A 25,254-nucleotide genomic window follows, 5' to 3' on the forward strand; every position below is an offset into this window, starting at 1 on the left:
TTATTGTTTATTTATCGCGCTGAATTATGTAATTCGCGAGCGCTTCCAGTGCCGTAGTATCCAGAGATTGCGCGGCCAGCTCACTCAGCGACTGACGGGCGTCTTCAATCAGGTCATGCGCTTTTTTACGCGCTTGTTCAAGTCCCAGAAGCGCAGGATAGGTACTTTTGCCTAGCTGCTGGTCAGCTCCCTGACGTTTGCCAAGGGTCGCAGTATCCCCTACCACGTCAAGAATGTCATCCTGGACCTGGAAGGCGAGACCGATATTTTGCGCAAAGCGATCGAGCGCCGGCAGGGCCGCGCGGCCGCGTTCACCTGCGCTCAGCGCGCCCATGCGCACCGCGGCGCAGATCAGCGCGCCGGTTTTGTGGCGATGAATCCGCTCCAGCGCCTGCAGGTCAACCTGATGACCTTCGGCTTCCAGATCCAGCGCCTGTCCGCCGCACATTCCGGCGACGCCGCTGGCGTGAGCCAGCGTCGAAACCATCGCCAGACGATCGCTGTCCGGCACTTCAGGCATCGGCGCATCACTCAGTATAGAAAATGCCAGCGTTTGTAGGGCATCTCCGGCAAGAATTGCGTTCGCTTCGCCAAATTTAATGTGGCAGGTCGGCAGACCGCGGCGCAGATCGTCGTCGTCCATAGCGGGCAGATCGTCATGCATCAGAGAGTAAGCATGGATGCATTCGACGGCGGCGGCCGGCGCGTCCAGCGTTGTCCGGCTGACGCCGAACATTTCGCCGGTGGCATAGACGAGGAACGGACGCAGGCGTTTTCCGCCTAATAGTGCGCCGTACTGCATGGCTTCAACCAGTGGAGTGTTCTGAAAAGGCAGCGGAGCGAGGAAACGGCGTAGCGCGTCGTTGGCCTGCTCAACGCAAGCGTGTAATTGTTGCGAGAAGTCCATTTATTCAGCATCCGGTGTCAACGGCGTCAGCGGGCTATCCTCGCTGTCGGCCAGCAGAATCTGGACGCGCTGTTCGGCCTGCTGCAATCGGGCCTGCCCCTGACGCGCCAGCTGTACGCCGCGCTCAAATTCGCTGAGCGCCTCTTCTAACGGCAGCGCGCCGCTTTCCAGACGATTAACAATCTGCTCCAGCTCGCCCAGGGCGGTTTCAAAGCTGGCCGGGGCCTCATTTTTCTTTGGCATAGTGAATATAGACTCTTGTAATGTCGCGACACCAATATGGTAACGAAGTCACGTGGTTAAGCAAATATACACCTCATCCTTTCGCGGAATCGTTGCCGAAAGCGCGCAAACGGGTGGCTGGCAAGTGGGTTATGCCCCCGTCGCGCGGGAGCATCCTGAATGATTTTATGTAAAACGCGCAATGCGAGGCGCAATGTACTCAATGGTGATATACTGCGCTCCCTGGATGCAGGCACCGCGGTGCACTGCAGTACAACTTTTGCTTAAAGCCCCGTCGGGCTTGCCAACGAACTATTGTCGCCATGAAGTTTATCATTAAATTGTTCCCGGAAATCACCATCAAAAGCCAATCCGTGAGATTGCGCTTCATTAAGATCTTAACCGGGAACATTCGTAACGTTCTCAAAAACTATGATGAGACGCTTGCTGTCGTTCGTCATTGGGATCATATCGAAGTTCGCGCGAAAGACGAAAATCAGCGTCCGATTATTCGCGATGCGCTGACCCGAATCCCGGGTATCCACCATATTCTGGAAGTCGAAGACGTCCCGTTTACCTCACTGCACGATATTTTTGAGAAAACGTTGCCGCTGTGGCGTGAAGCGCTGGAAGGCAAAACCTTCTGCGTGCGCGTAAAACGTCGCGGCAAGCATGAGTTTACCTCTATCGAAGTGGAACGCTACGTCGGCGGTGGCCTGAACCAGCATATCGAAACGGCGCGCGTGAAGCTGACTGACCCGGATATTACGGTCAATCTGGAAATTGAAAACGATCGTCTGCTGCTGGTAAAAGGGCGCTACGAAGGGATCGGTGGTTTCCCGATCGGCACTCAGGAAGATGTGCTGTCGCTGATTTCCGGCGGCTTCGACTCCGGCGTATCCAGCTACATGCTGATGCGTCGCGGTTGTCGCGTGCACTACTGCTTCTTTAATCTTGGCGGCGCGGCGCATGAAATTGGCGTTCGTCAGGTGGCGCACTACCTGTGGAACCGCTTCGGCAGCTCGCACCGCGTTCGTTTCGTGGCGATTAACTTCGAACCGGTCGTGGGGGAGATCCTCGAGAAAGTCGACGATGGCCAGATGGGCGTGGTGCTGAAGCGCATGATGATCCGTGCGGCGTCGAAAGTAGCCGAGCGCTATGGCGTGCAGGCGCTGGTGACCGGCGAAGCGCTGGGCCAGGTGTCCAGCCAGACTCTGACCAACCTGCGTCTGATTGACAATGTCTCCGACACCCTGATTCTGCGTCCGCTGATTTCGCACGATAAAGAGCACATCATCGACCTGGCCCGTGAAATCGGTACCGAAGATTTTGCCCGCACCATGCCGGAGTATTGCGGCGTGATTTCGAAGAGCCCGACCGTGAAAGCGGTGAAGGCGAAGATTGAAGCAGAAGAAGAGAACTTCGACTTTAGCATCCTCGATAAAGTGGTGGCGGAAGCGAATAACGTGGATATTCGCGATATCGCCCAGCAGACTCAGCAGGAAGTGGTGGAAGTTGAAACCGTGACCGGCTTTAGCCCGAACGACGTCATTCTGGATATTCGTTCTGTAGACGAACAGGATGAAAAGCCGCTGAAGGTTGAAGGCGTTGACGTTGTGTCATTACCGTTCTACAAGCTGAGCACCCAGTTCGGCAATCTCGACCAGAGCAAAACCTGGCTGCTGTGGTGCGAACGCGGCGTGATGAGCCGCCTGCAGGCGCTGTACCTGCGTGAGCAGGGCTTTGAGAATGTGAAGGTTTACCGCCCGTAAACCGCGAACAATCACGGTCATCCCGGATAGCGGCGCTCCTGCCTTATCCGGGCGACCGTTTCGCCAAATCAGGCTTCGTAGTAGTTATAAATTCCCGCCGCCATCACCAGCTGTGACGCAACCTCATGGGCTTTTTCACGCCCGACCAGCAGGTCGATCATTTTGAGCGCAAAATCAATGGATGTTCCTGGCCCCTGGCTGGTGAGCAGGTTGACCCGCGGGTCCCAGACCACGCGCTTGTCCTGCCACTGCTCTTCAGGGATACCCTCCTTGAGGGCCGGAAAACCGGTCATATTGCCGATTGGGAAAAGGTTATGCGGCACCAGTACGGTCGCCGCCGCCGCGCAGATGGCGGCGACAATGCGTCCGGAAAGATGAAACTGGCGGACCGTTTCCACCAGCAGCGGGCTGTCGCGGAAATACTCCGCGCCTTTTATCCCACCGGGAAGGACGATAATGTCATAATCGCCGTCGGCGACCTCTACCAGCGGCGCATCCGCCAGCAGCTTGACGCCTCGCGAGCAGACGATAGTCAGGCCGCCATCGCTGGCGACGCTGGCCGTGGTGACCTGCACGCCGCCGCGGACCAGTAAATCCATTGTGGTGACCGCTTCGGTCTCTTCGCTACCAGGGGCGAGGCAAATCAGTGCCGACGCGCTCATATTCATTCTCCTTACGCTTTACCAGTTCAAACAAACGGGCGTTTTCCGGTACGGCAAGGCCGTGAGCGCGGGCGCGCTTCAGTAGAAAACCGGTGATATAGTCGATTTCCGTACGACGCTGCGCGCGGATATCCTGCAACATCGAAGAGATATTTTCTGCCGTACTTTCAATTACCTGATGGACATAAAATAACAGGTTTTCCGGTGAAGTATGAATACCTTCGCGCTCCATGACCGCAGCGACCTCCCGGCAGATGACCTCAACTTCCTGCGGATAGTCGCGCAAATCGCCGTTGTGGCACTCTTTCAGCGCCGTCAGCGGGTTAATCACGCAGTTAACCGCCAGCTTGCTCCACGTTGCCGGGCGGATATTATTGTGCCAGGCGACGTCCGGCAGGACGCTTTGCAGGGTATCGGCAAGGTCGCTGTAATCCTGCGGATAGTCTTTCGCCGGGCCGATATGCGTCGTGCCGTTGGCGACGTGCACAATGACGTTGCCGTCGCGGCGTGCGGCCTGGGTTGTCGAGCCCAGCAGCAGCGGCTGCTGCACGCCTTTCAGTTCATCGACGGTCCCCATCCCGTTATGGATAAGCAGGATCGGCGACGAGGCGGGGAGAGTTTGCGCCAGATTTTTTACCGCGTTGGAGACCTGCCAGGCTTTTAGCGTCACCAGCAGCAGGTCGCTGCTGGCGAGAAAGTCAGGATCGTTGGCGGTTAACGACTCATTAAAAATCGTCCCGTCAGTCTCGATCAGATTGACGCTACAAAAGGGTTGTGGGACGCGTAACCAGCCCTGGACATCGTGTCCGTGTTTGCATAACGCGGTTAGCCATAGCTGCCCCAGCGCACCGCATCCGAGTACGGTTACTTTCATTCTTCCTCCTCACCTGCGACTACCCCAGGCATTTATAGCTAAAGTATATACTCGTTGCGCTGCCGGCTGCAGCCCACACCTCGGTGGCCTGGCGTGCATTGAGCATCGGAACATCGGCTATGCTTGCGGGATAACCAGTTGAGTTATGTCGCGTTGCGGGTATTATGCAACGCAAAAGAAACAGAAGGAGAGGAAAAGATGCCATCTTTCGATATTGTCTCTGAAGTCGATCTTCAGGAAGTTCGAAACGCCGTAGAGAATGCGACCCGTGAAGTGGAGTCGCGTTTTGATTTTCGTAACGTTGAAGCGAGCTTCGAACTGAACGAAAAAAACGAGACCATCAAGGTCCTCAGCGAATCTGATTTCCAGATTAACCAGCTGCTGGATATTCTGCGTGCGAAGCTGTTAAAACGCGGCATTGAAGGCAGTTCTATCGAAGTGCCGGACGAGTTCGTACACAGCGGGAAAACCTGGTTTGTCGATGCGAAGCTGAAGCAGGGGATTGAGAGCGCGACGCAGAAAAAAATCGTCAAGCTGATCAAAGACAGCAAGCTGAAGGTGCAGGCGCAAATTCAGGGCGAAGAGATTCGCGTCACCGGTAAAGCGCGCGACGATCTGCAGGCGGTGATGGCGCTGGTGCGCGGTGGCGACCTGGGACAGCCGTTCCAGTTCAAAAACTTCCGCGACTAAGTCGGGGCTGCTGGCGTATCATCTGCAAAGGTCGGCCAATAAAAAAGCGGGGATTTCCCCGCTTTTTTTATACCCCTTTGATGGCCTGCTCAATTTCGAAGCGGTTGGTCACCTTGCTGTCGATTTTGATATACACCGACCGTTCGTCGGGCACCACCAGAACCTGTTTTACCCCATCGGTGCTCTGCAGACGCTCCTGCAGCGCGCTATCGGCCACCACATCACCGGGAATTTCAACCCGCAGGCTGCTGACGTACGGCGGTTCGCTCATCGTCCCGGCAACCAGCAGCCACAGCATCGCCAGCAGCGCGCCAAGCAAGAATACGGTTTGCGAATCAAAGAAGCCGTCTACCCAGCCTCCCAGCGCGCCGCCAATCGCCACGCCAAGGAACTGGCTGGTCGAATAGATGCCCATCGCGGTACCTTTATAGCCCGCCGGCGACTCTTTACTGATTAAAGAGGGGAGCAGGGCTTCCAGCAGGTTAAAGGCGAGGAAGAACAGCTGAACGCCGGCGACCAGTTCCCAGAAATAGCCGCCTGCGCCCCACAGGACGATTTCGGCCACCAGCAGCAGCGCGACGCAGAACAGGAACACGTGTTTCATCTTGCGCTTCACTTCGGCATAGATGATAAACGGCACCACCGAAACAAACGAAATCAGCATGGTGACCAGGTAAATTTTCCAGTGCTCGGCGGCGGGGAAACCGGCGGCTTCCAGCTGCCCAGGCAGGGCAACAAAGGTGGACATCAGCATGATATGCAGGCACATAATGCCGAAGTTGAGCTTCAGTAGTTTCGGCTCAGCAAGCACTTTGCTAAAGCAGCCTTTGACCATCCCTGATTCACGGTTCAGCACGTGATTATGGCTGTTGGGCACCACCCACAGCGTCAGCAGGATGCCGATCGTCGCGAGGATGGCGATCATCCAGAACAGCGCATGCAGGCCGAGCTGGTGAGTAATAATCGGCCCCAGCACCATGGCGATGGCAAAAGTAACGCCAAAACTGACGCCGATAAAGGCCATCGCCTTCGTACGGTTCTGTTCGCGGGTTAAATCGGAGAGGAGCGCCATGACCGCTGCGGCAATGGCGCCGGAACCCTGCAGCGCGCGCCCAAGAATGATGCCCCAGATGGAGTCGCTGAGCGCGGCGATGACGCTACCGATAACGAAGATTAACAGTCCGCCGACAATCAGCGGTTTACGACCAATACGGTCGGAAAGCAGGCCGAAGGGAATCTGGAATACGGCCTGTGCCAGACCATAGATACCAATAGCCAGGCCAATCAGCGCTTCGCTGGCGCCCTGTAACGCCATGCCATAGGTGGTCAAAACCGGCAGAACCATAAACATGCCGAGCATACGCAGCGAGAATACGGTCCCCAGACCCCAGGTCGCGCGCAGTTCACCTGGCGTCATTTTATTGTCGTTCATTACCACCTCAATCTAAAAACTGCGACTAGTGTAGTGGTGGCAGGCAGAAGCGTAAATAAATGTTTGTTTAACAGATATTACCGCTGTGTTGCATGATGAGGTAAACGCGGGGAAAACAAAGAAACCAGTGGAGAAGGCCCCACTGGTTGATGGCATTTATTGTAAATTAAAGTCAACCCATTGGCTGCCGGCGTCGGCGGATTTCACGCATTGCTCCACCCAGTAGACGCCGTGCAGACCTGCTTCAACGTCCGGGTACCAGAAGCTCTCCAGAAACGCGCGATCGCCCCGATCCATCGCATCGATGGCTATCGCATAGCGCCGGTAGAGGTTTGCCCACGCTTCAAACAGTCCCTCCGGGTGGCCGCCGCCGATACGATCGTCTGCCAGGGCCGCGGCGCTGAGATAGGGCATGCCGCGCTCAAGTACCCGCGCCGGCTCACCTTGTACCTCGTAGCTGAGCTGGTTAGGATGCTCATCCCACCACTCGATGCTGGCTTTCTCACCGACGATCCGCACCTTCTGCGAGTGCATGGCGCCGCTATTGACCGCGCTGGTCCACATTGAGCCGACGGCGCCGTTATCGTATTCCATCAGCACAAACGCGTTATCTTCCAGCGGTGCGCGCGATGCAACGAAACTCTGGCGGGAACACATCAGACGGCGAATGTTGAGGTGCGGTGCCATCGTTTCGGCCACAAAGAGCGGATGCGTTGCCAGGTCGCCCAGCACGTAGCTTGGCCCGGCATACTTCGGCGTAACGCGCCAGCGGGTTGACTCCGCCTGCAGCTCGACGGCTTCATTATGAAAACCGTGGGCAAACTGCATATTGATAATTCGAATCTGTCCGAGCAGCCCGTCGGCAATCATCTGGCGCGCCTGCTGAATCATCTGATACCCGGCATAGCCGTAGGTGACGCCGACGATTTTGTTATGCTTGATGCTCAGCTCCCGCAGCTCCTGGGCTTCCGCGGCGGTAAAGCAAAGTGGTTTTTCGCAGATAACGTGCAGGCCGGCTTCCAGCGCCGCTTTGGTAATGGCGAAGTGGGTATTGTTCGGCGTGGTTACCGACACCACTTCAATACCGTCAGGGCGCAGCGCCTCTTCGCGGAACAGCGTTTGATAATCGGCATAGCAGCGCCCCGGCGCGATCCCGAGCTGTTCACCAAACTGACGTCCGCGTTCGGCATCAATATCAAAAGCGCCGGCCAGCAAGGTAAAGACATTGTCACGCAGCGCGGCTGAGCGGTGGCTGTAGCCGATCTGGCTGGTGGATCCGCCGCCGACCATTCCCCAGCGCAGGGAGCGAGACAGGGGTTTCATGCCGTTTAACATGGTGTTCTCCTTGATACAAAGTACGGATGTCTGATGAAAATCGCTCCCTGCTCCAGGAAGCGGGACAGGACCCTGGCGCCACGCCTGACGATGAAACTGTCGCCTGAGGAGTGACAAGGTAAATTTAAAAATGTTTATTTCATTTTCTATATTATATGAAATTAAATTTTTATTTATGAGAGAGGGATCGAAAAATTATCAAGATTATCCTCACCGTCGAGTGTGCCTCTGAAAAGTGACGATTTGGCTAAAAAGCGTATTAAATGAGATGATTAACCCTATTTTTATTGGTGTTTCTGGCCAGGGATGTGTGATAGTGCGGGTGAAACCGCTGAGCTAACGAGCGATGTAATTTCATTTTGTGTTTAAATGAAACTTATTTTTCTTTTTCTTCCGTAGTAAAGACAGCAGGAAAGTCGGCGCAATGCGGTATTGCGCCGACATCTGTTTATGCGGATCCGGTCGTCTGGCCTGCCGCCCGCTGAATGGCGGCAACGATCTCCAGTGAGCGCAGCGCATCGGCAGCATCGATCAGCGGTTTCTCCTCGCCCGTGATGACCTGCAAAAAGTGGTCAAGCTGCAGCATGAAGGGATCGATAGCCTCGACGTGAAGCCTGTCACTCAGCAGCGGGTGGAGCCAGCCGCGCGCTTCGCCATAGCGCCACCGCTGCATCTGCGGGATCGCCAGCGCGCCGCCGGTACCGGAAATCAGATAGCAGTTTTCCGGCGCATGGGCGTAGATCGCATTTTCTCCTGAGTTCATCTCCCAGCTCCACGGGCCTACGCCGCAATCGGTGAGTACCGCGCTACCTAATGCCCCGCTGGCGAACCGCAGGTTTACCACCGCGCTGTCTTCATTGGCGAAGCGGCGTACGGCATGGGAGGTAAAGGCCTGCGCCTGGTCGATTTCGCCAAACAGATAGCGCATCAGGTCAATATCATGGACCAGATTGACCAGCAGCGGTCCCGCGCCGGGCTCGCGTCGCCAGGCAATGTCAAAATACTCATCCGGCTTTTGCAGTACCCAGTGCGCGGAGACGGTGACGATTTGCCCGAGTTCGCCGCTGTCGATCACTGTCTTCGCCGCAGCGATCAGCGCGTTATGCCGCCGGTGGTGCCCTACCAGCACCGCAACCTGATGGCGAGCAGCGGCATCGACCAGTTCCCTGGCGCGTTGCGGCGAGTCGGCGACGGGCTTTTCGACCAGCACCGGGATCCCGCGTTCGATGCAGGCCAGAGCACAGGGCAGGTGCAGAATATTGGGCGTGGCGTTAATCACCCCCTGCGGCTGGACCGCGTCCAGCAGGGCTTCAACGCTGTCAAACCCTGGGATATCCAGCGATTGCGCCAGCGCCTGCGCCTGGGGTGAAGGATCGGCCAGCGCGACCAGCTCAGCCCGTGGGTTAGCGCGAATTACCGCAATATGTTTGCGTCCGATGGCGCCCGCGCCAATGACGGCAAGACGTATTTTGCTCACGACAGACTCCTCAGCGTGGGGGAAGGGGCAGGGGAGGCCGTTTCGGCATCGCTGGCAAACAGCCCCTTCACTACCAGACCGACGACGGTTAATGCCGCCGGGATCCCAAGGATTAAAAAGACGTTTTCGAAGCTAAGATTCAGCGCCATCATTTCCGCGCCGGCAAAGGCGCTGAGGATGGCGCCCATTCGGCCGACGCCGTGCATCCAGCTGGAGCCGGTCGCGCGCGCCTGGGTCGGATAATAGCGGGCGGAGAGCGCATTCATGCCGGTATTCGCGCCGTTCAGGCAAGCGCCGCTGACGAAGGCCAGCAGGCACAACAGCGCAAAACTGGCGGCGGCATAGCCCATGGCCATCGTAAACAGGCCGCCGATGGCATAAATCAGCCCCAGCGCCCGATGGGGATTGATGCGATCCATTAGCCAGCCAGCGAACAGAGAGCCTACGGTGCCGCCGGCCTGATAAATCGCCGTCATCACCGCCGCCTGACTGACGGTCAGCCCAACCTCTTTGACCAGCGTCGGCAGCCAGCTGCCGAGGATATAAACCAGAAACAGGCCCATAAAATAGACCAGCCATAACATCAGCGAGCCGAGGCGGTAGTGGCGCGAGAGGACAAGGCGCATGGCGTTGGCGTTGACGGGCTGCGCCGGGAGCGTGAATTCAGCGTTATCCGCGATTTGCCCCGGATAGAGGCGTTGTAATATCGCCCGGATACGTGCCGCCGGCGCGCGTTTAACCACCAGAAAGCGCACCGACTCCGGCAGCAGCCAGATAAGTAACGGCGCGAACAGCAGCGGAAGAATCCCGCCGAGCGCCATCAGCGAATGCCAGCCAAAACGCGGGATTAGCCATGAGGCAGAAAAGCCGCCTGCCGCTGCGCCAAAGGTAAAGCCGCAAAAAATCACCGTAATCAGAAATGAGCGCTGGCGCTCGGGGGCATACTCCGATACCAGCGTGCCGATATTGGGCATCGCCGCACCGAGCCCCAGTCCGGTCATAAAACGGAAAAAAATCATCTGTTCGATGTTCTGCGAGAAGGCGGTGACGATGGTCCAGAAGCCAAAGAAAAAGACGCTGTTGACGATGATTTTCTTTCGCCCCAGCCAGTCGGCTAGCGGGCCTGAGAGGATCGCCCCCAGCGCCAGGCCAATCAGCGCCGCGCTGATGACGAAGCCGAGCTCGTAGTTGGTTACCCCCCATTCATGCTTCAGCGTCGGGGCGATAAACCCCATAATCGCAATATCAAAACCGTCGAGGGCAATCACGCAAAAGCCTAAGAAAACCACCAGTTTCTGGAAACGGCTAAGCGGATTACCGTTGATTAACTCTCTGACATCCAGGCGTTGGATCTGAGTCATAGGGTTTTCCTTATGCGCAGGGGCGCAGGTAAGACTGCGCGGCATTGAACAGCAACTGCGCGCGGTTGAGGGCGGGCAGAGCGCCCTGGGCGCCGCTTAACGGGACTTCCAGCGATACCGGCAGCGTTGTCGGCAGCGCTGACATCAGACCATGCAGATCCAGCCCGCCTTCGCCCGGTACTTTCCGCGCGGCGCGGGCCTGGTGGATCAGTTCCTGTTCGTTATCGGGAATCTGCGCCGGGGCGTCGCACAGCTGCATATAGTTGAGGCACTCTGGCGGCAGGTCGGCGAGGCTGGAGAGCGACTCTCCCGCGCGCCAGAAGTGGATGGCGTCGATCAGAATCCCGATGTCCGCCCGCCCGCTGGCGGAAATCAGCCGCCTGGCGTCAGCGATAGTGCGTAGCTGGGTCCACGGCATCGGCTCCAGATTCAGGGTTAAGCCATACCCCCGGCCGGCTTCGGCGAGCGCGGCAAGATTTTCAGCGCTGCGGGTCAGGTGGTTATCGTTGCCGGCCACCAGCACCTGACGGGCGCCCAGGCGCGCGGCGGTTTCCAGAAAGCTTTCCAGGCGGGCATTAAGCGAAAAGTCGCTCGTCAGACGGACGATTTCGACATCTGATACGCGAATACCGGTCTCCATCAGCGCAGAGAGGGTTGCGCGAATGGTCGCGGTATCGCCGAGCATATTGTAGTCAGGATCGGTCGGCGTGGCAGGGAGCAGACGCAGGCCGACATGAGTAAAGCCGGTTTGTGCCGCGATCCGCACCTGTTCCGGTGGCGGAACGTCGAGCACGGTGAGCGCGGCGAGGGACAGGGTTCGCATGTTCATAAAAGACTCCGGTACAGTTGCAGGTGATTGTTGTTATGTGTACTGCCGTCCCTGGTAAGATGTCGGTTACGATGCTGTTTTTGTTATATTGGCGGCCAGTGTTTTTCCCACCAGATAGCCAAAGGTCATGGCCGGACCGAGCGTAATACCGCCGCTGGGGTAGTACCCCTGCATCACGCTCGACATATCATTGCCAATGGCGTAGAGGCCAGCGATCGGCTGCTGGCGCGCATCCAGCACTCGCGCCTGTTCATCGGTTTTCAGTCCGCTAAAAGAGCCCAGCGACCCCGGTAAAATACGCACCGCATAAAAGGGCGCGTGGCGCAGCGGGCCCAGCGTTGGGTGATGAGGATGCCTGGCATCCCCCTGAGCCCGGTTATAGGCCGAGACGCCGCGCTGAAATTCCGGGTCCTCTCCTTGCGCGGCGTAGTCGTTAAAACGGGCCACCGTCTCTACCAGCTGCCTGCCATCGATGGCACACTGTTCCGCCAGCGCCTCCAGCGTGGGTGCCGAGCGGAGATAGCCCGTGCGCAGCCATGCCGCGGGTGAAAACGGAAAGGGGCGGGCGTGGCCCAGGCCATAGCGGCGCAGCGTCCGGCTATCGGCCAGCAGCCACGCTGCCGGCTGCTCTCCCTCAGGCGTTGCGGCCAGCAGTGCGGCAATAAAGTCGTGGTAGGAGTCGGCTTCATTAGTAAAACGCTTTCCGTTGGGCAATACGGCGATAAACCCCGGCTTCGCGCGTTCAACCAGGTGCGGGAAGACCAGCTGCAGGCCGCTCGCGAGAGTGACGCGGGAGACCGGCGCCCAGGCCATGGCGTGTTTGAGCGAGGCGTCGAACTGACCGCCGACCGATTCCCCGAGCCGGATCCCGTCCCCCTGATTACCCGGCGGCGCGGCGGAGAAGTGGCCATAGCCGTCCGCCGCGTGGGGAACCTGCTGCGCCAGGCGTTGGCGATCGTGCGGAAAGCCGCCGCAGGCGAGGATTACGGCGCCGGCGTGAACCTCAATATCGCCATCATCGCTGCGCAGTATCGCGCCGCTGACCCCACTCGATGATGTCAGCAGGCGAGCAACAGGAGCATTCAATTGAATACTGACGCCAGCGTCGAGCGCCGAACGCAGCAGGCGGCCCATCAACGCGTTACCGTTAACCAGATACTGCCCGCGGCCTGCTCGCAGTCGTTGCCAGCCGTGGCGCAGCAGACGCCGGGTGGCATACAACGCCGATCGCGGGGAGCGGGTTGCGTTAAAAAAGTGCGCCATGTCGCTACCGCCGGCGATGCCCATGCCGGCCAGGCTGATGGTTTCCAGCGGCGGGCGCAGACGATGTAACCAGTCGCCAAGCAAGCGTCCGTCAAACGGTTGTGCCGTCACCGAACGTCCCCCCTGGGCATAGCCCGGCGACATATGAAAATCCGGCATCTTACTGCCGGAGAGAAATTGCACCGCCGTATGGCGGCGGAAGAAGTCGATCATCTCCGGGCCCTGCTGCAGGAAGGTGAGCAGGCGGGCATCGGCGGGCTGGCCGCCCATTTCGTGCCGCAGATAGGTTAGCGGCGCGTCCTCTTGCTCCTGAATGCCCTCTTCGCAGGCGAGCGGATTGCGCGGTATCCACAGCCAGCCGCCTGACCAGGCGCTGGTGCCGCCGATGACCGGCTCTTTCTCGGCCAGCAGGACGCTGGCGCCCTTGAGGGCGGCGGTCACCGCGGCGGAAAGCCCCGCCGCGCCGGAACCGACGACCAGCACATCCACCTTTTTATGCCCGCTCATCTCCGTCCCCTTATTGCAGTGGTGAAAAATCAACAGGACGCAGCAGGACCGACTCCAGCCGCTCAACGGCCGCCAGTTCGCGGTTTTTACGCGAGAAGGTCAGCCAGCGTTGGTCTTGCGCCATGCGCGCCCGACGTACCAGGCGATCGTCGAGGCTTTCGTAAGCCCAGATATGCACCACCTGATTCACCACGCCGATTTCGGTGAAGAAAAAGCCGATCAGCTTACCGAGATGCTCGGTCTGGACGGCGTAAGCATCGCTTTTGTACAGCGCCAGCCAGTCGGCCATTTTCAGCGGATTAATGGTGTAGGTGCGTTTTTCATAGATCATGGTGTTTCTCCTGTTGATGGGGTCGGTTGTTGTGCCATATGGCGGGCAGAGAGATAGCCGAAGGTCAGCGCCGGGCCGAGCGTAATGCCGGGACCGGGGTAGGTGCCCGCCATCATGGAATCCATATCGTTACCAACGGCATAAAGGCCTCTGATCGGCTGACGTTGTTGATTAAGGACCTGGGCGTTTTCGCTGGTGACCAGGCCGCGCGACGTGCCTAAATCACCGGTGTAGAGGGTGATGGCATAAAACGGCGCCTTCAGCAGCGGAGCATTGCAGGCGTTCGGTTGATGGCGCGGATCGCCCATCGCGCGGTTATAGCTGTTGCCGCCTTTGGCGAATTGCGGATCTTCTCCCTGCGCGGCGTCGCGGTTGTAGCGGGCCACCGTCCCGGCGAGCGCTTGTGCGTCAAGCCCTAGCTGTTGAGCAAGCCGGGCGAGGGAGTCCGCTTTGTGCAGGTAGCCGGCCTCGATCAGCGCATCGTTGTTCACCGGCGCGGGCCGCGCAAGACCGAGGCCGTAGCGTTTCATCGCCAGGGCATCGCAGATCAGAAAACAGGGGGCGTTTTCGGGCTGGCTTTGCATGGCGCTGGCGAAGTGGTGGTAAGAGTTTGATTCGTTGACGAAACGTTCCGCCTTTTGGTTCACGGCGATAACGCCCGGCTTGGCCCGGTCGGTGACCAGGTGCGGGAAGCGTTCTTCGCGCCCGTCGGCGTGGCGCAGTACCGAGACCGGCGCCCAGAAAAAATTGGACGACAGGTCGGCTCCTTCACAGGCGTTGAGTGCGCTGGCAAGACGGAATGCGGCGCCATCATTGCCGGCCGGCGACATGGAGTAATGCTCGCGGGTATGCGGCCGGTAGCGTGCCGCCAGCTCTCCTGCGGCAAAGCCGCCGGCGGCCAGCACGACGCCGCAGCGCGCCTGTAAGGTCTCTTGTTGGCCATCACATTCAATATTGACGCCGGTGACCGCGCCCTGGTGCTCAACCAGAGAAAGGACGTTGACGTTCAGCCGGAGCGTCATGCCTTTGCGCAGCGCTACGGTGGCCATGCGGGCAATTAAGGCGTTGCCCATCGCCAGCCGGGTGCCGCGCGGGTGACTGATGCGGTCGCGCGCGTAGCGCAGCAGCAGCTTCGCGCAGTGCGATAACGAGCGCAGCGAGCGGCGCATCTCCAGAAAATGCTGGATATCCACGCGGTTGACCATCATGCCGCCAAATAACAGCATCCCCGGCGGGGGAGAGCGCAGGTCGCGAAAGCGGTCGCCGAGCTGGCGTCCGTCGTACTCCACGACCTCCAGCGCGCGTCCGCAATCAACGGCGCCCGGCTCATCAGGATAATAGTCCGGTGACAGGGGGCGCAGACTGTACTTCACCGCGCCCTCTTTTTCGAGGAACGCCAGCGCTTCGCGTCCGGAAGCGACAAACGCATCGACAATGTCCGGACGATAGTTCTGTTCACCGATGATCGTTTTCAGGTAGGTTTTGATCGCGTCCGCCGCACCGCTTTTTCCCTGTGCACGCGCCTGATCGGTATCGTTGATCCATACCGCTCCGCCGGAAATCGCCGAGGTGCCGCCAAACTGCGGCGCTTTTTCCAGCATCAGCACCGACAGCCCTTTGCAACAGGCCGTGACCGCGGCGGCAAACCCGCCGGCGCCGCTGCCGATGACAATCACATCCCAGCTTTTCATGCCGCGGCCCCCTGTTCCTGGGGGATGGCTCCGATGAATTGCCCCATGAGTTTCATCTGCGCCAGCGCCATTTCGGGGCCGGTTTGTATTACGCAGCCGCGCGCCTGTGCGAAAGCCAGCAGCGGCGTGAGCGCCGGGGCGGTAACGACATCGGCGACGTGGGTTGCCGCGTCGAGAGTCTCCAGTAAGTGTGGCGGTAGCGGCAGAGGATCGAAATTCGCCATTCCCGCCGGAGAACCGTTCACCAGCAAATGCATGCCACTCAGGGTGTCGGGCAGAGGAGTGAGGATAACCTCAGGGAAATGGGTAGCGAGACGGTTATGCAGCAGCTGTAACGTGGCCGGATTCTGGTCGTGTAGCGCCAGCTGGCGAATGCCGGCTTCACACAGTCCCCAGGCGATGGCGCTGCCGACGCCGCCGCAGCCGGAGAGCAGCGCCGTCTTTCCTTCAGCCTGAAAACCGTGGGCCGCCGCGGCAAGAGAGAAGCCGACGCCATCCAGCATATCGCCCTGCAGACGGCCATCCGCCAGTTTGCGAATGACATTCACCGCGTTGAGATGGCGGGCGCGCGGCGTTAATTCGTCAACCAGCGTGGCGGCGCGCTGTTTGTGCGGCACGGTGACCAGTACGCCGCTCATGTTCAGCCATCCGCGTAACGCCAGCAAATAATCCGCCACCGCTTCCGGGGCGATATCGACCGGGATCATCACGCTGTCCATCTGCTGCTCGGCGAAGTAGCGGTTGAAGTTCTCCGGTGATTTAACCTGCGTAATCGGATGGCCGATAACGGCAACGACCTGCGTGAATCCACTGACCATTTCAAACCTCATTTGTTAAATGAATGTTGTGAAAGTATTTCAGCGGAACCTGAGAGCAACAACGCAGAATTCGGACGTATTGGTTGTTAATCGCACCACCACTGCGATAATCGCAGTGAATCGATGGCAATGTTGCAGAAATGTGAGCTGATATGCAAAACACAATACATCCGCGCGATTTGATAGTCGGTCTGCAAAAAGGACTGGCCTTGATCCAGCTTTTCTCCAAAGATTTTCCCCGACTCAGCGTGCCTCAGGCGGCGAAAATGAGCGGCCTGACGCAGAGCGCCGCGCGTCGTTTTCTGCTGACGTTGCTGCACGAGCGCTATGTACAGACCGACGGGCGCTATTACTGGCTGACGCCAAAAGCGCTGCGCCTGGGGCAGGCCTATGTTGATTCGGCACAGTTTCCGCGCATGGTCCGTCCCATCGTTGAGTACATTGCCAGCCGGACGGAAGAGCATGCGTCGGTCGGGGTGATTGATGAAGATGAACTGGTGTATATCGCGCGCAGCAAACATACGCCGTTTAACTCGACCTCGGTGAGGTTAGGGGAGCGGGTGCCAATATTCTGCACCGCCGGCGGGCGACTCTGGCTGGCTTCGCTGCCGGAAGACGAGTGCGAGGTGATTCTGCGACGTATCAAGCGTGAACAGCGCACGCCGTATACGGTGACGGACGTGGCGATGCTGATGGAAAAAATTGCTCTGGTGCGGCGCCAGGGGTTTGCCACTATCGAGCAGGAGTTTGAAATTGGGATGCTGGTGCTGGCGGTACCTCTGTCTGACAGGGAAGGGATGTACTGGGGCGCGCTGAGCCTGACCTCTCACCAGTCGCGGACGTCGCTGGATGCGTTGTGTCGCGACCATCTGGATCTGCTCTATAGCGCGCAGGCGATGCTGGTGGGGTAACTCCGGGCAATAAAAAACCCCGCCGGAGCGGGGTTTGTCAGAGCGACAATCTTATCTGACGTAGGCCAGCAGATTGTGTGAATCCGGCACCATAAAGTCGACGGACATCATCACCGACAGTGCGGTAATGGCGACGATGGAAAAGACGAACAGCTTACGCGCCCAGACTTTGTCATCCGCCACTTTGTAACCGCGCAGCGCCATCCCCAGCCACCAGACGCTCACCGCGGCGGCAACGACCAGGTATTTATACCCGGCGTAGCCACCCAGTGACAGCATCAGCGTGGCGACAGCAAAGGCCACGATGTACAGCGTAATGTGGTTCTTCGCCACGGAAATGCCTTTCACCACCGGCAGAACCGGAATGTTCGCCGCCTGATAATCCTTGAAGCGGAAAATCGCGATGGCGTAGGAGTGAGGCATCTGCCACAGGCTGAAGATAGCCAGCAGAATCGCCGCGCCGCTATCGAAATTACCGGTCACCGCGCAGTAGCCAATCACCGGCGGCGCAGCGCCGGAGAGAGAACCAATCAGCGTACCGTAGACGGAGTGACGTTTCATGTACAGGCTGTAGACGCCGACATAAACCACGAACCCCATCACCCCCAGCCAGCAGGCCAGAGGGTTAGCGCCAAACCACAGGAGCATGAAGCCAGCAATACCCAGCAAGGTGGCGTATACCAGCGAAACTTGTGGCGAGATCAGCCCTTTGACCAGCACCCGGTTTTTCGTCCGTTCCATCTTACGATCGATGTCACGGTCGATGTAGTTGTTGAATACACAACCCGAGGCGACCACCAGGGACACCCCAAGGAGCGTCCATGCAAACAGCGGATAGTCGATGTGGCCCTTGGAGGCCAACAGGAAACCGCCGATCACGGAGATCAGGTTGCCAAAAATGATGCCAGGTTTCGTTACTTGCAGGTATTGCTTAAACATACTTGCCGCTCTTAGTGCATCATCATGTTGTAGTTCAGGTTCCACATAATCCAGATGGAGCCAACAACAACGATAGCAATGATGATTACGGTGAAGATAAACGCGGTCAGGTTCCAACCTTCGTCAGACTTGCTGTTCATGTGCAGGAAGTACACCAGGTGTACCAGAATCTGCACAACAGCGGTGACCAGGATAGTTCCCAGAATAGCCGCATGCGATGCGGAGCCACTCATAACCATAGCAAACGGGATAACCGTCAGAATGATCGACAGGACGAACCCTGTCATGTAGCTCTTTACGCTGCCGTGAGAAGCGCCGTTATGATCGCTAGAATGACTCATTACATTGCCCCCATCAGATAAACAACCGAGAACACGCAGATCCACACAACGTCCAGGAAGTGCCAGAACAGGCTCAGGCACATGATACGGGTGCGGTTCGTGTTGGTCAGGCCACGACGTGAAACCTGAACCATCAGCACCGCCATCCAGATCAGGCCGGAGGTGACGTGCAGACCGTGGGTTCCGACCAGCGCGAAGAACGCTGACAGGAAGCCGCTGCGATCCGGGCCCATACCTTCAACAATCAGATGATGGAATTCATAGAGTTCCATCGCGATGAACCCTGCCCCGAAGAGGAAGGTCAGCGCCAGCCAGGAAACAACCTGGCTCTTATTGTTCTTGTACATGGCGATAGCCGCCATGCCGTAGGTGATGGAGCTGAACAGCAGCAGCGCGGTTTCAACCAGAACGAACGGCAGTTCAAAAATATCTTTACCGGTCGGTCCGCCAGCCGTGCCGTTCACCAGAACGGCATAGGTAGCAAACAGGGTGGCGAAGATAATGCAGTCGCTCATCAGGTAGATCCAGAAGCCGAATACCTTCATCGGCCCTGTATCGTGGTGCCCGTGTTCATGCGCGTGGGCGTTATGCGCAAGAGTATCAGTTGCCATTTTTCAGCCCTGCTTTGTTAATCTCATCGAAATGCTGATTTTCCAGTTTTTCGACTACTGCAACCGGCACGTAGTAATCCACGTCCTCGTCAAAGCTCTTAATAATCCAGGTCACCAGGATACCGACGAAGCTTGCAATCGCCATCCACCAGATGTGCCAGATCATCGCGAAACCAAACACCGTTGCGAAAGCAGCAATAACGATGCCTGCGCCGCTGTTTTTCGGCATATGAATCTCTTCATAGCCAGCCGGTTTCTTATACGCTTCGCCTTTTTCTTTCATTTCCCAGAACGCGTCACGCTCGTGAACGACAGGAACGATAGCGAAGTTGTAGAACGGAGGCGGAGAAGAGGTTGCCCACTCCAGAGTACGGCCGCCCCACGGGTCACCGGTCAGGTCGCGGTTCTGATCGCGATCGCGGATAGACACGTAGAACTGAATCAGCTGGCAGAGGATACCGCAGGCAATCAGCGCCGCACCGCATGCCGCAACAACCAGCATCGGGTGGAACTGCGGGTCAATCTGCTGGCTCAGGCGACGCGTCATACCCATGAAGCCCAGTACGTACAGCGGCATAAATGCGACGAAGAAGCCGATGATCCAGAACCAGAAAGCGCGTTTGCCCCAGGTTTCGTTCAGCGTGAAGCCAAAGGCTTTCGGCCACCAGTAGGTCAGGCCAGCAAAGCAACCGAATACCACACCGCCGATAATAACGTTATGGAAGTGGGCAATCAGGAACAGACTGTTGTGCAGCACGAAGTCCGCGCCCGGTACCGCCAGCAGAACGCCGGTCATACCACCAACAGAGAAGGTCACGATGAAGCCGATAGTCCACAGCATGGCTGAGTTGAAGACGATACGGCCCTGGTACATGGTGAACAGCCAGTTGAAGATCTTAACCCCGGTCGGGATTGCGATAATCATGGTAGTAATACCGAAGAAGGCGTTGACGTTCGCGCCGGCACCCATGGTGAAGAAGTGGTGCAGCCAAACGATGAACGACAGAACGGTAATACACACTGTTGCCCATACCAGCGAGGTGTAGCCAAACAGACGCTTACGCGAGAAGGTTGCGGCGATCTCGGAGAAGACACCGAATACCGGCAGCACCAGGATATACACTTCCGGGTGGCCCCAGGCCCAAATCAGGTTGATGTACATCATCATGTTGCCACCCATCTCGTTGGTAAAGAAATGGGTGCCCAGGTAGCGGTCCAGGGTCAGCAGCGCGACGGTGACGGTCAGGATTGGGAAGGAGGCGATAATCAGGATGTTGGCGCACAGAGATGCCCAGCTAAATACTGGCATCTTGAACATCGTCATGCCAGGGGCACGCATCTTGATAATGGTCACGAAGAAGTTAATACCGGTTAACGTCGTACCAATACCGGATAGCTGGAGAGCCCAGATCCAGTAATCGACCCCAACGCCCGGACTGTACTCGATTCCCGACAGCGGCGGATAGGCCAGCCAACCGGTCTGTGCGAATTCACCGACGCCCAGAGACAAGTTAACCAGAATTACGCCGACAACGGTGAACCAGAAGCTCAGGTTGTTGAGGAACGGGAAGGCAACGTCGCGCGCACCGATCTGCAGCGGAACCACGAGGTTCATCAGACCGATAACAAACGGCATCGCTACGAAGAAGATCATGATAACGCCGTGGGCGGTAAAGATCTGATCGTAGTGGTGAGGCGGCAGGAACCCTGCTTCCCCGGCCGAGGCCAGCACCTGCTGGCTACGCATCATAACGGCGTCAGCGAAGCCACGCAGCAACATCACGATTGCTACGATGACATACATGATACCAAGTCTTTTGTGGTCGACCGAAGTCAGCCACTCATTCCAAAGGTAGGACCACTTACCGAAGTAAGTGATTGCCGCCAGAAGCGCCAGTCCCCCGATGATAATCGCAGCCACCGTAACCACAATAATGGGTTCGTGGTAGGGCACTGCATCCAGTGTAAGTTTTCCGAACATCGTTTTCTTCCTCGGCCCCTTAGTGAGCGGTTTCCGCGTGGCTCATGTCCATGCCTTCCATCCCTTCGTGCGCTGCGTGCTCGCCTTCAGGCTGGGACATATCCATGCTCTTGCCATGAGACATAAATTTGTTCACAACATCTTTAAACAAATCCGGTTTCACGTCAGAGAAGTATTCCACTTTGTTGTATTCGCTAGGCGCAGCCAGTTTGTCGAAAGCCGCCATGGAGTCCATGGTGTTCGATGACTGTTTCGCTTTCGCTACCCACTGATCGAAGGTTGCACGATCCGGCGTGGCGATAGCTTTGAACTTCATACCAGAGAAGCCCGGGCCGCTATAGCTTGCGGAGATACCGTCATAAGTGCCAGTTTCATTCGCGATGAGGTGCAGCTGAGTCTGCATCCCGGCCATTGCGTAAATCTGGCTGCCTAAACGTGGGATAAAGAACGAGTTCATCACGGAGTTAGAGGTCACTTTGAAGTGTACCGGTACGTTCGCCGGGAAGGCGATTTCGTTGACGGTAGCAATACCCTGTTCCGGATAGATGAAGAACCATTTCCAGTCCATCGAAACAACTTCGATGACGATCGGTTTCTCTTCGTGAGCAAGCGGTTTGCTTGGCTCAAGTGCGTGAGTGGTTTTCCAGGTCAGAACGGCCAGGAACAGGATGATCAGAATAGGAACCGTCCAGACCACAGCTTCAACTTTGTTGGAGTGTGACCAGTTCGGGCTATACTTCGCATCTTTATTACTCGCACGATACTTCCAGGCAAATCCTACTGCCATTAAGACGGCGGGAATAACGACAATCATCATCAGGCCAAAGGCCGTCAGTATCAGAGAACGTTGCTCCAGTCCAATCTGTCCTTTTGGGTCAAGGAGTGCAGAATCACAACCACTGAGTAATACAGTACCTGCGATTAATGACATCCATCCCAAACTTTTATTGTATTTCCTAAGTCTCATTGAACGACCTCAATTCCACGGAATCTGGTGGCGCTTAAAGTGTACGGGCATTTTACGGGAAGGTTGCATTACTGTAAACATGATTGGGGCTGTGTCAGTTCTGTGTTAGCGGGTTCTGCTCGCTTTGTCACATATGTAACCGAGTGTGACGCTGATGCTTGCAAAGCACGCTATATGCAGGATCTATAACGAAAGAGATAAGAATGGATGGGCTTATGGGGGAATGAGTATAAACACTCGAAAAATAACACAACTAATTAACAATTAATTATCAAATAACAGACATTGCTCGGCGGCGATATTAAATCGCTTTTGCTGAATCGGTTAAATTATTTAATGTTTTGAATAAAAGTTGTCAATAACTTCCCAAAATGTAAAGCGCACAAAACAACAAATGAAAAATGAACAATATAAAATCGTTAATAAGCCGTTATAATTACGTTCAGTGATTACAACGGCTAATAACCCCGCGAGTATGCGTTAAATCAGCGCTCTCTTCCGTAACGCCAGATAATCAAGCAGACTTCCGAGCAAAACGCCGGCGATGGCGGTGATGGCCGCAATTTCCAGCAGCGCGGGCAGGAAGGAAAACGAGGTGAAGTCGAGGGCATTAAGTATCAGCAACAGCAGCCATATGCCCAGCATCAGCGAACCCACGGCCAGAATCAGCAGCGCCAGCGTATAGGTCTGTGGATAGTCCGTGCGCGGAATAAAGCTTCCGGTGCGTTGCGTGTACTCCAGGGTTTGCCGGCAGAGCAGCAGGAGCACAATCCCCGGGACGGCGGCAAAGACGGAGAACAGATAAAACGTAGGCCAACCGTGAGCTTCGACGAACCAGCCGGCAATCGGCCCGACGTACACGCGACCAACTGCCGAGAGCGCGGACAGCAAAGCAAACTGGGTGGCGGAAAACGATTTATTACACAGGGTCATTAACAGGGCGACAAATGCCGCCGTGCCCATACCGCCGCACAGGTTCTCGAAAAAGACCGCCGTCGCCATGGAGTAAAGATGTTTATCGGTAATCGACAGCAGCCAGTAGCCGGCATTGGATACGCCCTGTAGCACGCCGAAAATCAGCAGGGCGCGAAACAGGGTGAGGCGCTGCATTAATACGCCGCCGTAGAGTGCGCCAACAATCGTCGCGAAAAGTCCCAGCGTTTTATTGACCATTCCGACCTCGCCGGCATCAAAACCGACGCCACGAATCAAAAACGTGGTGGTCAGACTCATCGCAAAGGCATCGCCGAGCTTATAAAGGACGATGAGCAGCAGGATCAGCCAGGCGTTGTTGCGTCCGAAGAAATCGCGCAGCGGTTCGGCGACCGCCTGTTCGAGGCTTTTCGGTACCGGAATCACGTCGCTCGGTTCTGGCGCCAGCAGGGTGGCGATAATGCAGGGAATCAGCAGCACGGCCATCAGCCAGTACATTCCCTGCCAGCCGAGCCAGCGATCGGCCAGCCACAGCGCCAGACCGCCGGAGACCAGCATCCCCAGGCGATAGCCCAGCACGCTGATGGCCGCGCCTGCGCCACGCTCCTCTGCCGGCAGCACATCGGTTTTCCAGGCGTCGAAGACGATATCCTGCGATGCGGAGCAGAAGGCGATAACTACCGCTAATGCCGCCATCCAGCGGAGCTGGGTGGAGGGCTCAAGGAACCCCATGGCGGCGATGGCGATCAGCAGCAGAAACTGGGTGGTCAGCAGCCAGCCGCGGCGCCGGCCAAGAAACGGCGGCGTGTAGCGGTCCATTAACGGCGACCAGAGAAACTTAAAGACGTAAGCCTGACCAACCAGCGAGAAGAAGCCGATCGTTTTCAGATCGATATTTTCAACGGTCATCCACGCCTGGAGCGTGCCGGAGGTCAGCGCGAGAGGCAGGCCGGAAGCAAACCCAAGGATCAGCAAAATAGCTGATTTAGGCTGCTGGAAAATGCGTAAGTAGTGGTTGGACATGGCTTATGGCGCAAACCCGGCGCGAGGCCGGGTTTGCGAACGATCAACGCGCGTTTTGCTTGATGAAATCATGAATGCTGGTGTCCTGCGCCATATCGGCGATGGTATCGGTCAGGACGCTGTTCACTGCATTGGCGATATTCTGGTTAGAAGCCTGGAAGGCGCCTTCAACAGAGTAGCTTGCGCGATAGTTTTTGGTCATTTTGGTGCCGTTCGCGGCGGTGGCGATAATCGCGATATCTGCTTTCGTGGCGATGTTGTAGCGCACGTTGCCCTGTGAAACGTCGGCATACAGTTTGTTGACGATGATCTGCAGATCGACCGCGCCGTTCGGCCCAATCATATAACCGCGCGCGGTCATTTGTTTTTCCAGCACTTCCTGCAGCAGGAAGCGCAGATCGCGAGAGGCGGTCAGCGTAACCTGTTGGTTATCGCGGGTGACCTTTGCCAGCGCCTGATCCGGACGCTGATCCGCACCGTTAATGCTGACGGTGACGCCCATCAGACTTGGGTCCTGCTGCGGCAGGCTCATTTTCGGCGATACATCAATGGTGGTCGGAGGCGTCGCGCATCCTGCCAGCATAAACATCGCGACCAGCGGGAAAAGAATTTTCTTAAACATGTTCAGGGTCTCAGCGCATGGTGTTGTTATACCCGTCATACTTCAGGCAACGGTTGCGTTAGCGGCTCTTGTTCGCCCTCGTCACTCGCTTCAGCAAGCGCCTGAGGACTCTCCCGTTTGTAGCCTTTCCGTCGCGCAAATTTATTTCGGGTCATTGAGGAAAATTACCGCCATCATAACATCGCCAACGGCGAGGGGAAGTGGCAACGCATGTAAATTCATCGCGTTGTACATTTTATCGCCGCCTCCCATTTTTATCGCGATCCAGGCGGACGTTCTGGGGGAGAGAGTAAGTAAACTTGATACTTTTGAATGAAAATATCAGAACAATGCTAATTTTTTGTTGTTTTCCCCTAATGGAAGCGGTAAAAGCGGCTAACATTTAAAAGGAATGGCGGCATCTCAGCGTTGTCGGAGGAGAAAATTCATGATGATACGTGAACAGATCGAAGCAAAACTTAGGGCAGCGTTCGACCCCGTGTATCTCGAAGTCGTGGATGAAAGTTATCGCCACAATGTCCCGGCTGGCTCTGAAAGTCATTTTAAAGTGGTGTTGGTGAGCGATCGTTTCACCGGCGAGCGTTTTCTGAACCGTCACCGTATGATCTACGGTACGCTGACTGAGGAGCTGTCGAGCACCGTGCATGCGCTGGCGCTGCATACCTATACGATTAAAGAGTGGGAAGGGCTTCAGGACACGGTATTTGCATCTCCTCCTTGTCGCGGTGCGGGAAGTATCGCCTAGAAATCGTATT

The 25,254-nt window shown here is 57.0% G+C and carries 24 protein-coding genes; 4 read left to right on the forward strand and 20 right to left on the reverse strand.

The genetic code is table 11. The annotated features are described in order from the left end of the window. Positions 1-7: 7 nt before the first annotated feature. Both ispA and xseB read right to left on the reverse strand, forming a co-directional pair. A complete protein-coding gene (gene ispA, locus MC50_RS14145) occupies positions 8-907 on the reverse strand; it encodes a (2E,6E)-farnesyl diphosphate synthase (RefSeq protein WP_032689258.1) in 900 nt (299 codons plus the stop codon). Continuing rightward, a complete protein-coding gene (gene xseB, locus MC50_RS14150; protein WP_032689257.1) occupies positions 908-1,150 on the reverse strand; it encodes an exodeoxyribonuclease VII small subunit in 243 nt (80 codons plus the stop codon). A 302-nt stretch (positions 1,151-1,452) separates the two neighbouring features. Here xseB and thiI point away from each other — a divergent pair, with 302 nt between their 5' ends. Beyond that, positions 1,453-2,901 (forward strand): tRNA uracil 4-sulfurtransferase ThiI, encoded by a 1,449-nt coding sequence (thiI, locus tag MC50_RS14155; RefSeq protein WP_032689256.1) that lies wholly within the window; start codon positions 1,453-1,455, stop codon positions 2,899-2,901. A gap of 68 nt (positions 2,902-2,969) precedes the next feature. On the opposite strand, the gene yajL is transcribed toward thiI, so the two are convergent. After that, positions 2,970-3,563: a protein deglycase YajL gene (yajL, locus tag MC50_RS14160; RefSeq protein ID WP_047664192.1), complete on the reverse strand. Its 594-nt coding sequence runs from the start codon at positions 3,561-3,563 to the stop codon at positions 2,970-2,972. Next, positions 3,526-4,437 carry a 2-dehydropantoate 2-reductase gene (gene panE / locus MC50_RS14165; protein WP_032696550.1) on the reverse strand — a complete coding sequence of 304 codons (912 nt, stop codon included), beginning with the start codon at positions 4,435-4,437 and terminating at the stop codon, positions 3,526-3,528. Before panE ends, yajL begins: the two co-directional genes overlap by 38 nt. A 198-nt stretch (positions 4,438-4,635) precedes the next feature. Between panE and MC50_RS14170 the strand changes: the two genes are divergently transcribed. Further along, a complete protein-coding gene (locus tag MC50_RS14170; protein WP_004858653.1) occupies positions 4,636-5,127 on the forward strand; it encodes a YajQ family cyclic di-GMP-binding protein in 492 nt (163 codons plus the stop codon). 67 nt (positions 5,128-5,194) lie between these two features. On the opposite strand, the gene MC50_RS14175 is transcribed toward MC50_RS14170, so the two are convergent. The 9 genes from MC50_RS14175 to MC50_RS14215 form a co-directional block, all read right to left on the reverse strand. Next, on the reverse strand, positions 5,195-6,559 hold the full coding sequence (locus MC50_RS14175; protein WP_032696549.1) for an MFS transporter: 1,365 nt from the start codon (positions 6,557-6,559) through the stop codon (positions 5,195-5,197). 156 nt (positions 6,560-6,715) lie between these two features. Continuing rightward, positions 6,716-7,894: a Gfo/Idh/MocA family protein gene (locus MC50_RS14180; protein WP_032696548.1), complete on the reverse strand. Its 1,179-nt coding sequence runs from the start codon at positions 7,892-7,894 to the stop codon at positions 6,716-6,718. 448 nt (positions 7,895-8,342) lie between these two features. Next, positions 8,343-9,371 (reverse strand): Gfo/Idh/MocA family protein, encoded by a 1,029-nt coding sequence (locus MC50_RS14185; protein ID WP_047664195.1) that lies wholly within the window; start codon positions 9,369-9,371, stop codon positions 8,343-8,345. Further along, entirely contained in the window at positions 9,368-10,732 is a 1,365-nt protein-coding gene (locus MC50_RS14190; RefSeq protein ID WP_032696546.1) for an MFS transporter, read from the reverse strand. Before MC50_RS14190 ends, MC50_RS14185 begins: the two co-directional genes overlap by 4 nt. A 10-nt stretch (positions 10,733-10,742) precedes the next feature. After that, complete coding sequence (locus MC50_RS14195; protein WP_047664197.1) at positions 10,743-11,561, reverse strand: sugar phosphate isomerase/epimerase family protein; 819 nt, start codon at positions 11,559-11,561, stop codon at positions 10,743-10,745. A 66-nt stretch (positions 11,562-11,627) separates the two neighbouring features. Beyond that, positions 11,628-13,331, reverse strand: coding sequence for an FAD-dependent oxidoreductase (locus MC50_RS14200; RefSeq protein WP_047664200.1), 1,704 nt, complete (start codon positions 13,329-13,331; stop codon positions 11,628-11,630). A 10-nt stretch (positions 13,332-13,341) separates the two neighbouring features. After that, positions 13,342-13,662, reverse strand: a complete 321-nt coding sequence (locus tag MC50_RS14205; RefSeq protein ID WP_032689247.1) for an NIPSNAP family protein — start codon at positions 13,660-13,662, stop codon at positions 13,342-13,344. Continuing rightward, positions 13,659-15,353 (reverse strand): FAD-dependent oxidoreductase, encoded by a 1,695-nt coding sequence (locus MC50_RS14210; protein WP_047664201.1) that lies wholly within the window; start codon positions 15,351-15,353, stop codon positions 13,659-13,661. The genes MC50_RS14205 and MC50_RS14210 overlap by 4 nt, the downstream gene beginning before the upstream one ends. Next, the gene (locus MC50_RS14215; protein ID WP_047664204.1) at positions 15,350-16,171 is read right to left on the reverse strand and encodes a shikimate dehydrogenase family protein; all 822 of its coding nucleotides are present in this window, start codon (positions 16,169-16,171) and stop codon (positions 15,350-15,352) included. Before MC50_RS14215 ends, MC50_RS14210 begins: the two co-directional genes overlap by 4 nt. Before the next feature lie 152 nt (positions 16,172-16,323). On the opposite strand from MC50_RS14215, the gene MC50_RS14220 reads away from it, so the two are divergent. Beyond that, complete coding sequence (locus MC50_RS14220) at positions 16,324-17,082, forward strand: IclR family transcriptional regulator domain-containing protein (protein ID WP_032689245.1); 759 nt, start codon at positions 16,324-16,326, stop codon at positions 17,080-17,082. Positions 17,083-17,133: 51 nt separating this feature from the next. Here the strand turns inward: MC50_RS14220 and cyoE are convergent, their stop codons facing one another. The 7 genes from cyoE to MC50_RS14255 all read right to left on the reverse strand — a co-directional run bounded on the left by cyoE (position 17,134) and on the right by MC50_RS14255 (position 24,499). Beyond that, positions 17,134-18,021 (reverse strand): heme o synthase, encoded by an 888-nt coding sequence (gene cyoE, locus MC50_RS14225; RefSeq protein WP_004858694.1) that lies wholly within the window; start codon positions 18,019-18,021, stop codon positions 17,134-17,136. Positions 18,022-18,032: 11 nt separating this feature from the next. After that, a complete protein-coding gene (locus MC50_RS14230; RefSeq protein ID WP_004858696.1) occupies positions 18,033-18,362 on the reverse strand; it encodes a cytochrome o ubiquinol oxidase subunit IV in 330 nt (109 codons plus the stop codon). After that, positions 18,362-18,973 (reverse strand): cytochrome o ubiquinol oxidase subunit III, encoded by a 612-nt coding sequence (locus MC50_RS14235; protein WP_004129790.1) that lies wholly within the window; start codon positions 18,971-18,973, stop codon positions 18,362-18,364. The genes MC50_RS14230 and MC50_RS14235 overlap by 1 nt, the downstream gene beginning before the upstream one ends. Then, positions 18,963-20,954 (reverse strand): cytochrome o ubiquinol oxidase subunit I, encoded by a 1,992-nt coding sequence (gene cyoB / locus MC50_RS14240; RefSeq protein WP_032689244.1) that lies wholly within the window; start codon positions 20,952-20,954, stop codon positions 18,963-18,965. The genes MC50_RS14235 and cyoB overlap by 11 nt, the downstream gene beginning before the upstream one ends. A 19-nt stretch (positions 20,955-20,973) precedes the next feature. Continuing rightward, on the reverse strand, positions 20,974-21,921 hold the full coding sequence (cyoA, locus tag MC50_RS14245) for a cytochrome o ubiquinol oxidase subunit II (RefSeq protein WP_004858705.1): 948 nt from the start codon (positions 21,919-21,921) through the stop codon (positions 20,974-20,976). 480 nt (positions 21,922-22,401) lie between these two features. Continuing rightward, positions 22,402-23,877 carry a muropeptide MFS transporter AmpG gene (ampG, locus tag MC50_RS14250; RefSeq protein ID WP_032689243.1) on the reverse strand — a complete coding sequence of 492 codons (1,476 nt, stop codon included), beginning with the start codon at positions 23,875-23,877 and terminating at the stop codon, positions 22,402-22,404. Positions 23,878-23,920: 43 nt separating this feature from the next. Beyond that, on the reverse strand, positions 23,921-24,499 hold the full coding sequence (locus MC50_RS14255) for a lipoprotein (protein WP_004858708.1): 579 nt from the start codon (positions 24,497-24,499) through the stop codon (positions 23,921-23,923). 427 nt (positions 24,500-24,926) lie between these two features. Between MC50_RS14255 and bolA the strand changes: the two genes are divergently transcribed. Then, complete coding sequence (gene bolA, locus MC50_RS14260) at positions 24,927-25,244, forward strand: transcriptional regulator BolA (RefSeq protein ID WP_015585028.1); 318 nt, start codon at positions 24,927-24,929, stop codon at positions 25,242-25,244. The last annotated feature ends 10 nt before the right edge of the window (positions 25,245-25,254 follow it).

It is taken from the genome of Klebsiella planticola (assembly GCF_000783935.2).
GTDB classification, from domain to species: domain Bacteria; phylum Pseudomonadota; class Gammaproteobacteria; order Enterobacterales; family Enterobacteriaceae; genus Klebsiella; species Klebsiella planticola.

Excerpts from the sequence above, each read along its gene's own strand:
- ispA (WP_032689258.1), bottom strand. The coding sequence starts at position 907 with ATGGACTTCTCGCAACAATTACACGCTTGCGTTGAGCAGGCCAACGAC.
- xseB (WP_032689257.1), bottom strand. The coding sequence starts at position 1,150 with ATGCCAAAGAAAAATGAGGCCCCGGCCAGCTTTGAAACCGCCCTGGGC.
- thiI (WP_032689256.1), top strand. The coding sequence starts at position 1,453 with ATGAAGTTTATCATTAAATTGTTCCCGGAAATCACCATCAAAAGCCAA.
- yajL (WP_047664192.1), bottom strand. The coding sequence starts at position 3,563 with ATGAGCGCGTCGGCACTGATTTGCCTCGCCCCTGGTAGCGAAGAGACC.
- panE (WP_032696550.1), bottom strand. The coding sequence starts at position 4,437 with ATGAAAGTAACCGTACTCGGATGCGGTGCGCTGGGGCAGCTATGGCTA.
- MC50_RS14170 (WP_004858653.1), top strand. The coding sequence starts at position 4,636 with ATGCCATCTTTCGATATTGTCTCTGAAGTCGATCTTCAGGAAGTTCGA.
- MC50_RS14175 (WP_032696549.1), bottom strand. The coding sequence starts at position 6,559 with ATGAACGACAATAAAATGACGCCAGGTGAACTGCGCGCGACCTGGGGT.
- MC50_RS14180 (WP_032696548.1), bottom strand. The coding sequence starts at position 7,894 with ATGTTAAACGGCATGAAACCCCTGTCTCGCTCCCTGCGCTGGGGAATG.
- MC50_RS14190 (WP_032696546.1), bottom strand. The coding sequence starts at position 10,732 with ATGACTCAGATCCAACGCCTGGATGTCAGAGAGTTAATCAACGGTAAT.
- MC50_RS14195 (WP_047664197.1), bottom strand. The coding sequence starts at position 11,561 with ATGAACATGCGAACCCTGTCCCTCGCCGCGCTCACCGTGCTCGACGTT.
- MC50_RS14200 (WP_047664200.1), bottom strand. The coding sequence starts at position 13,331 with ATGAGCGGGCATAAAAAGGTGGATGTGCTGGTCGTCGGTTCCGGCGCG.
- MC50_RS14205 (WP_032689247.1), bottom strand. The coding sequence starts at position 13,662 with ATGATCTATGAAAAACGCACCTACACCATTAATCCGCTGAAAATGGCC.
- MC50_RS14210 (WP_047664201.1), bottom strand. The coding sequence starts at position 15,353 with ATGAAAAGCTGGGATGTGATTGTCATCGGCAGCGGCGCCGGCGGGTTT.
- MC50_RS14215 (WP_047664204.1), bottom strand. The coding sequence starts at position 16,171 with ATGGTCAGTGGATTCACGCAGGTCGTTGCCGTTATCGGCCATCCGATT.
- MC50_RS14220 (WP_032689245.1), top strand. The coding sequence starts at position 16,324 with ATGCAAAACACAATACATCCGCGCGATTTGATAGTCGGTCTGCAAAAA.
- cyoE (WP_004858694.1), bottom strand. The coding sequence starts at position 18,021 with ATGTTTAAGCAATACCTGCAAGTAACGAAACCTGGCATCATTTTTGGC.
- MC50_RS14230 (WP_004858696.1), bottom strand. The coding sequence starts at position 18,362 with ATGAGTCATTCTAGCGATCATAACGGCGCTTCTCACGGCAGCGTAAAG.
- MC50_RS14235 (WP_004129790.1), bottom strand. The coding sequence starts at position 18,973 with ATGGCAACTGATACTCTTGCGCATAACGCCCACGCGCATGAACACGGG.
- cyoB (WP_032689244.1), bottom strand. The coding sequence starts at position 20,954 with ATGTTCGGAAAACTTACACTGGATGCAGTGCCCTACCACGAACCCATT.
- cyoA (WP_004858705.1), bottom strand. The coding sequence starts at position 21,921 with ATGAGACTTAGGAAATACAATAAAAGTTTGGGATGGATGTCATTAATC.
- ampG (WP_032689243.1), bottom strand. The coding sequence starts at position 23,877 with ATGTCCAACCACTACTTACGCATTTTCCAGCAGCCTAAATCAGCTATT.
- MC50_RS14255 (WP_004858708.1), bottom strand. The coding sequence starts at position 24,499 with ATGTTTAAGAAAATTCTTTTCCCGCTGGTCGCGATGTTTATGCTGGCA.
- bolA (WP_015585028.1), top strand. The coding sequence starts at position 24,927 with ATGATGATACGTGAACAGATCGAAGCAAAACTTAGGGCAGCGTTCGAC.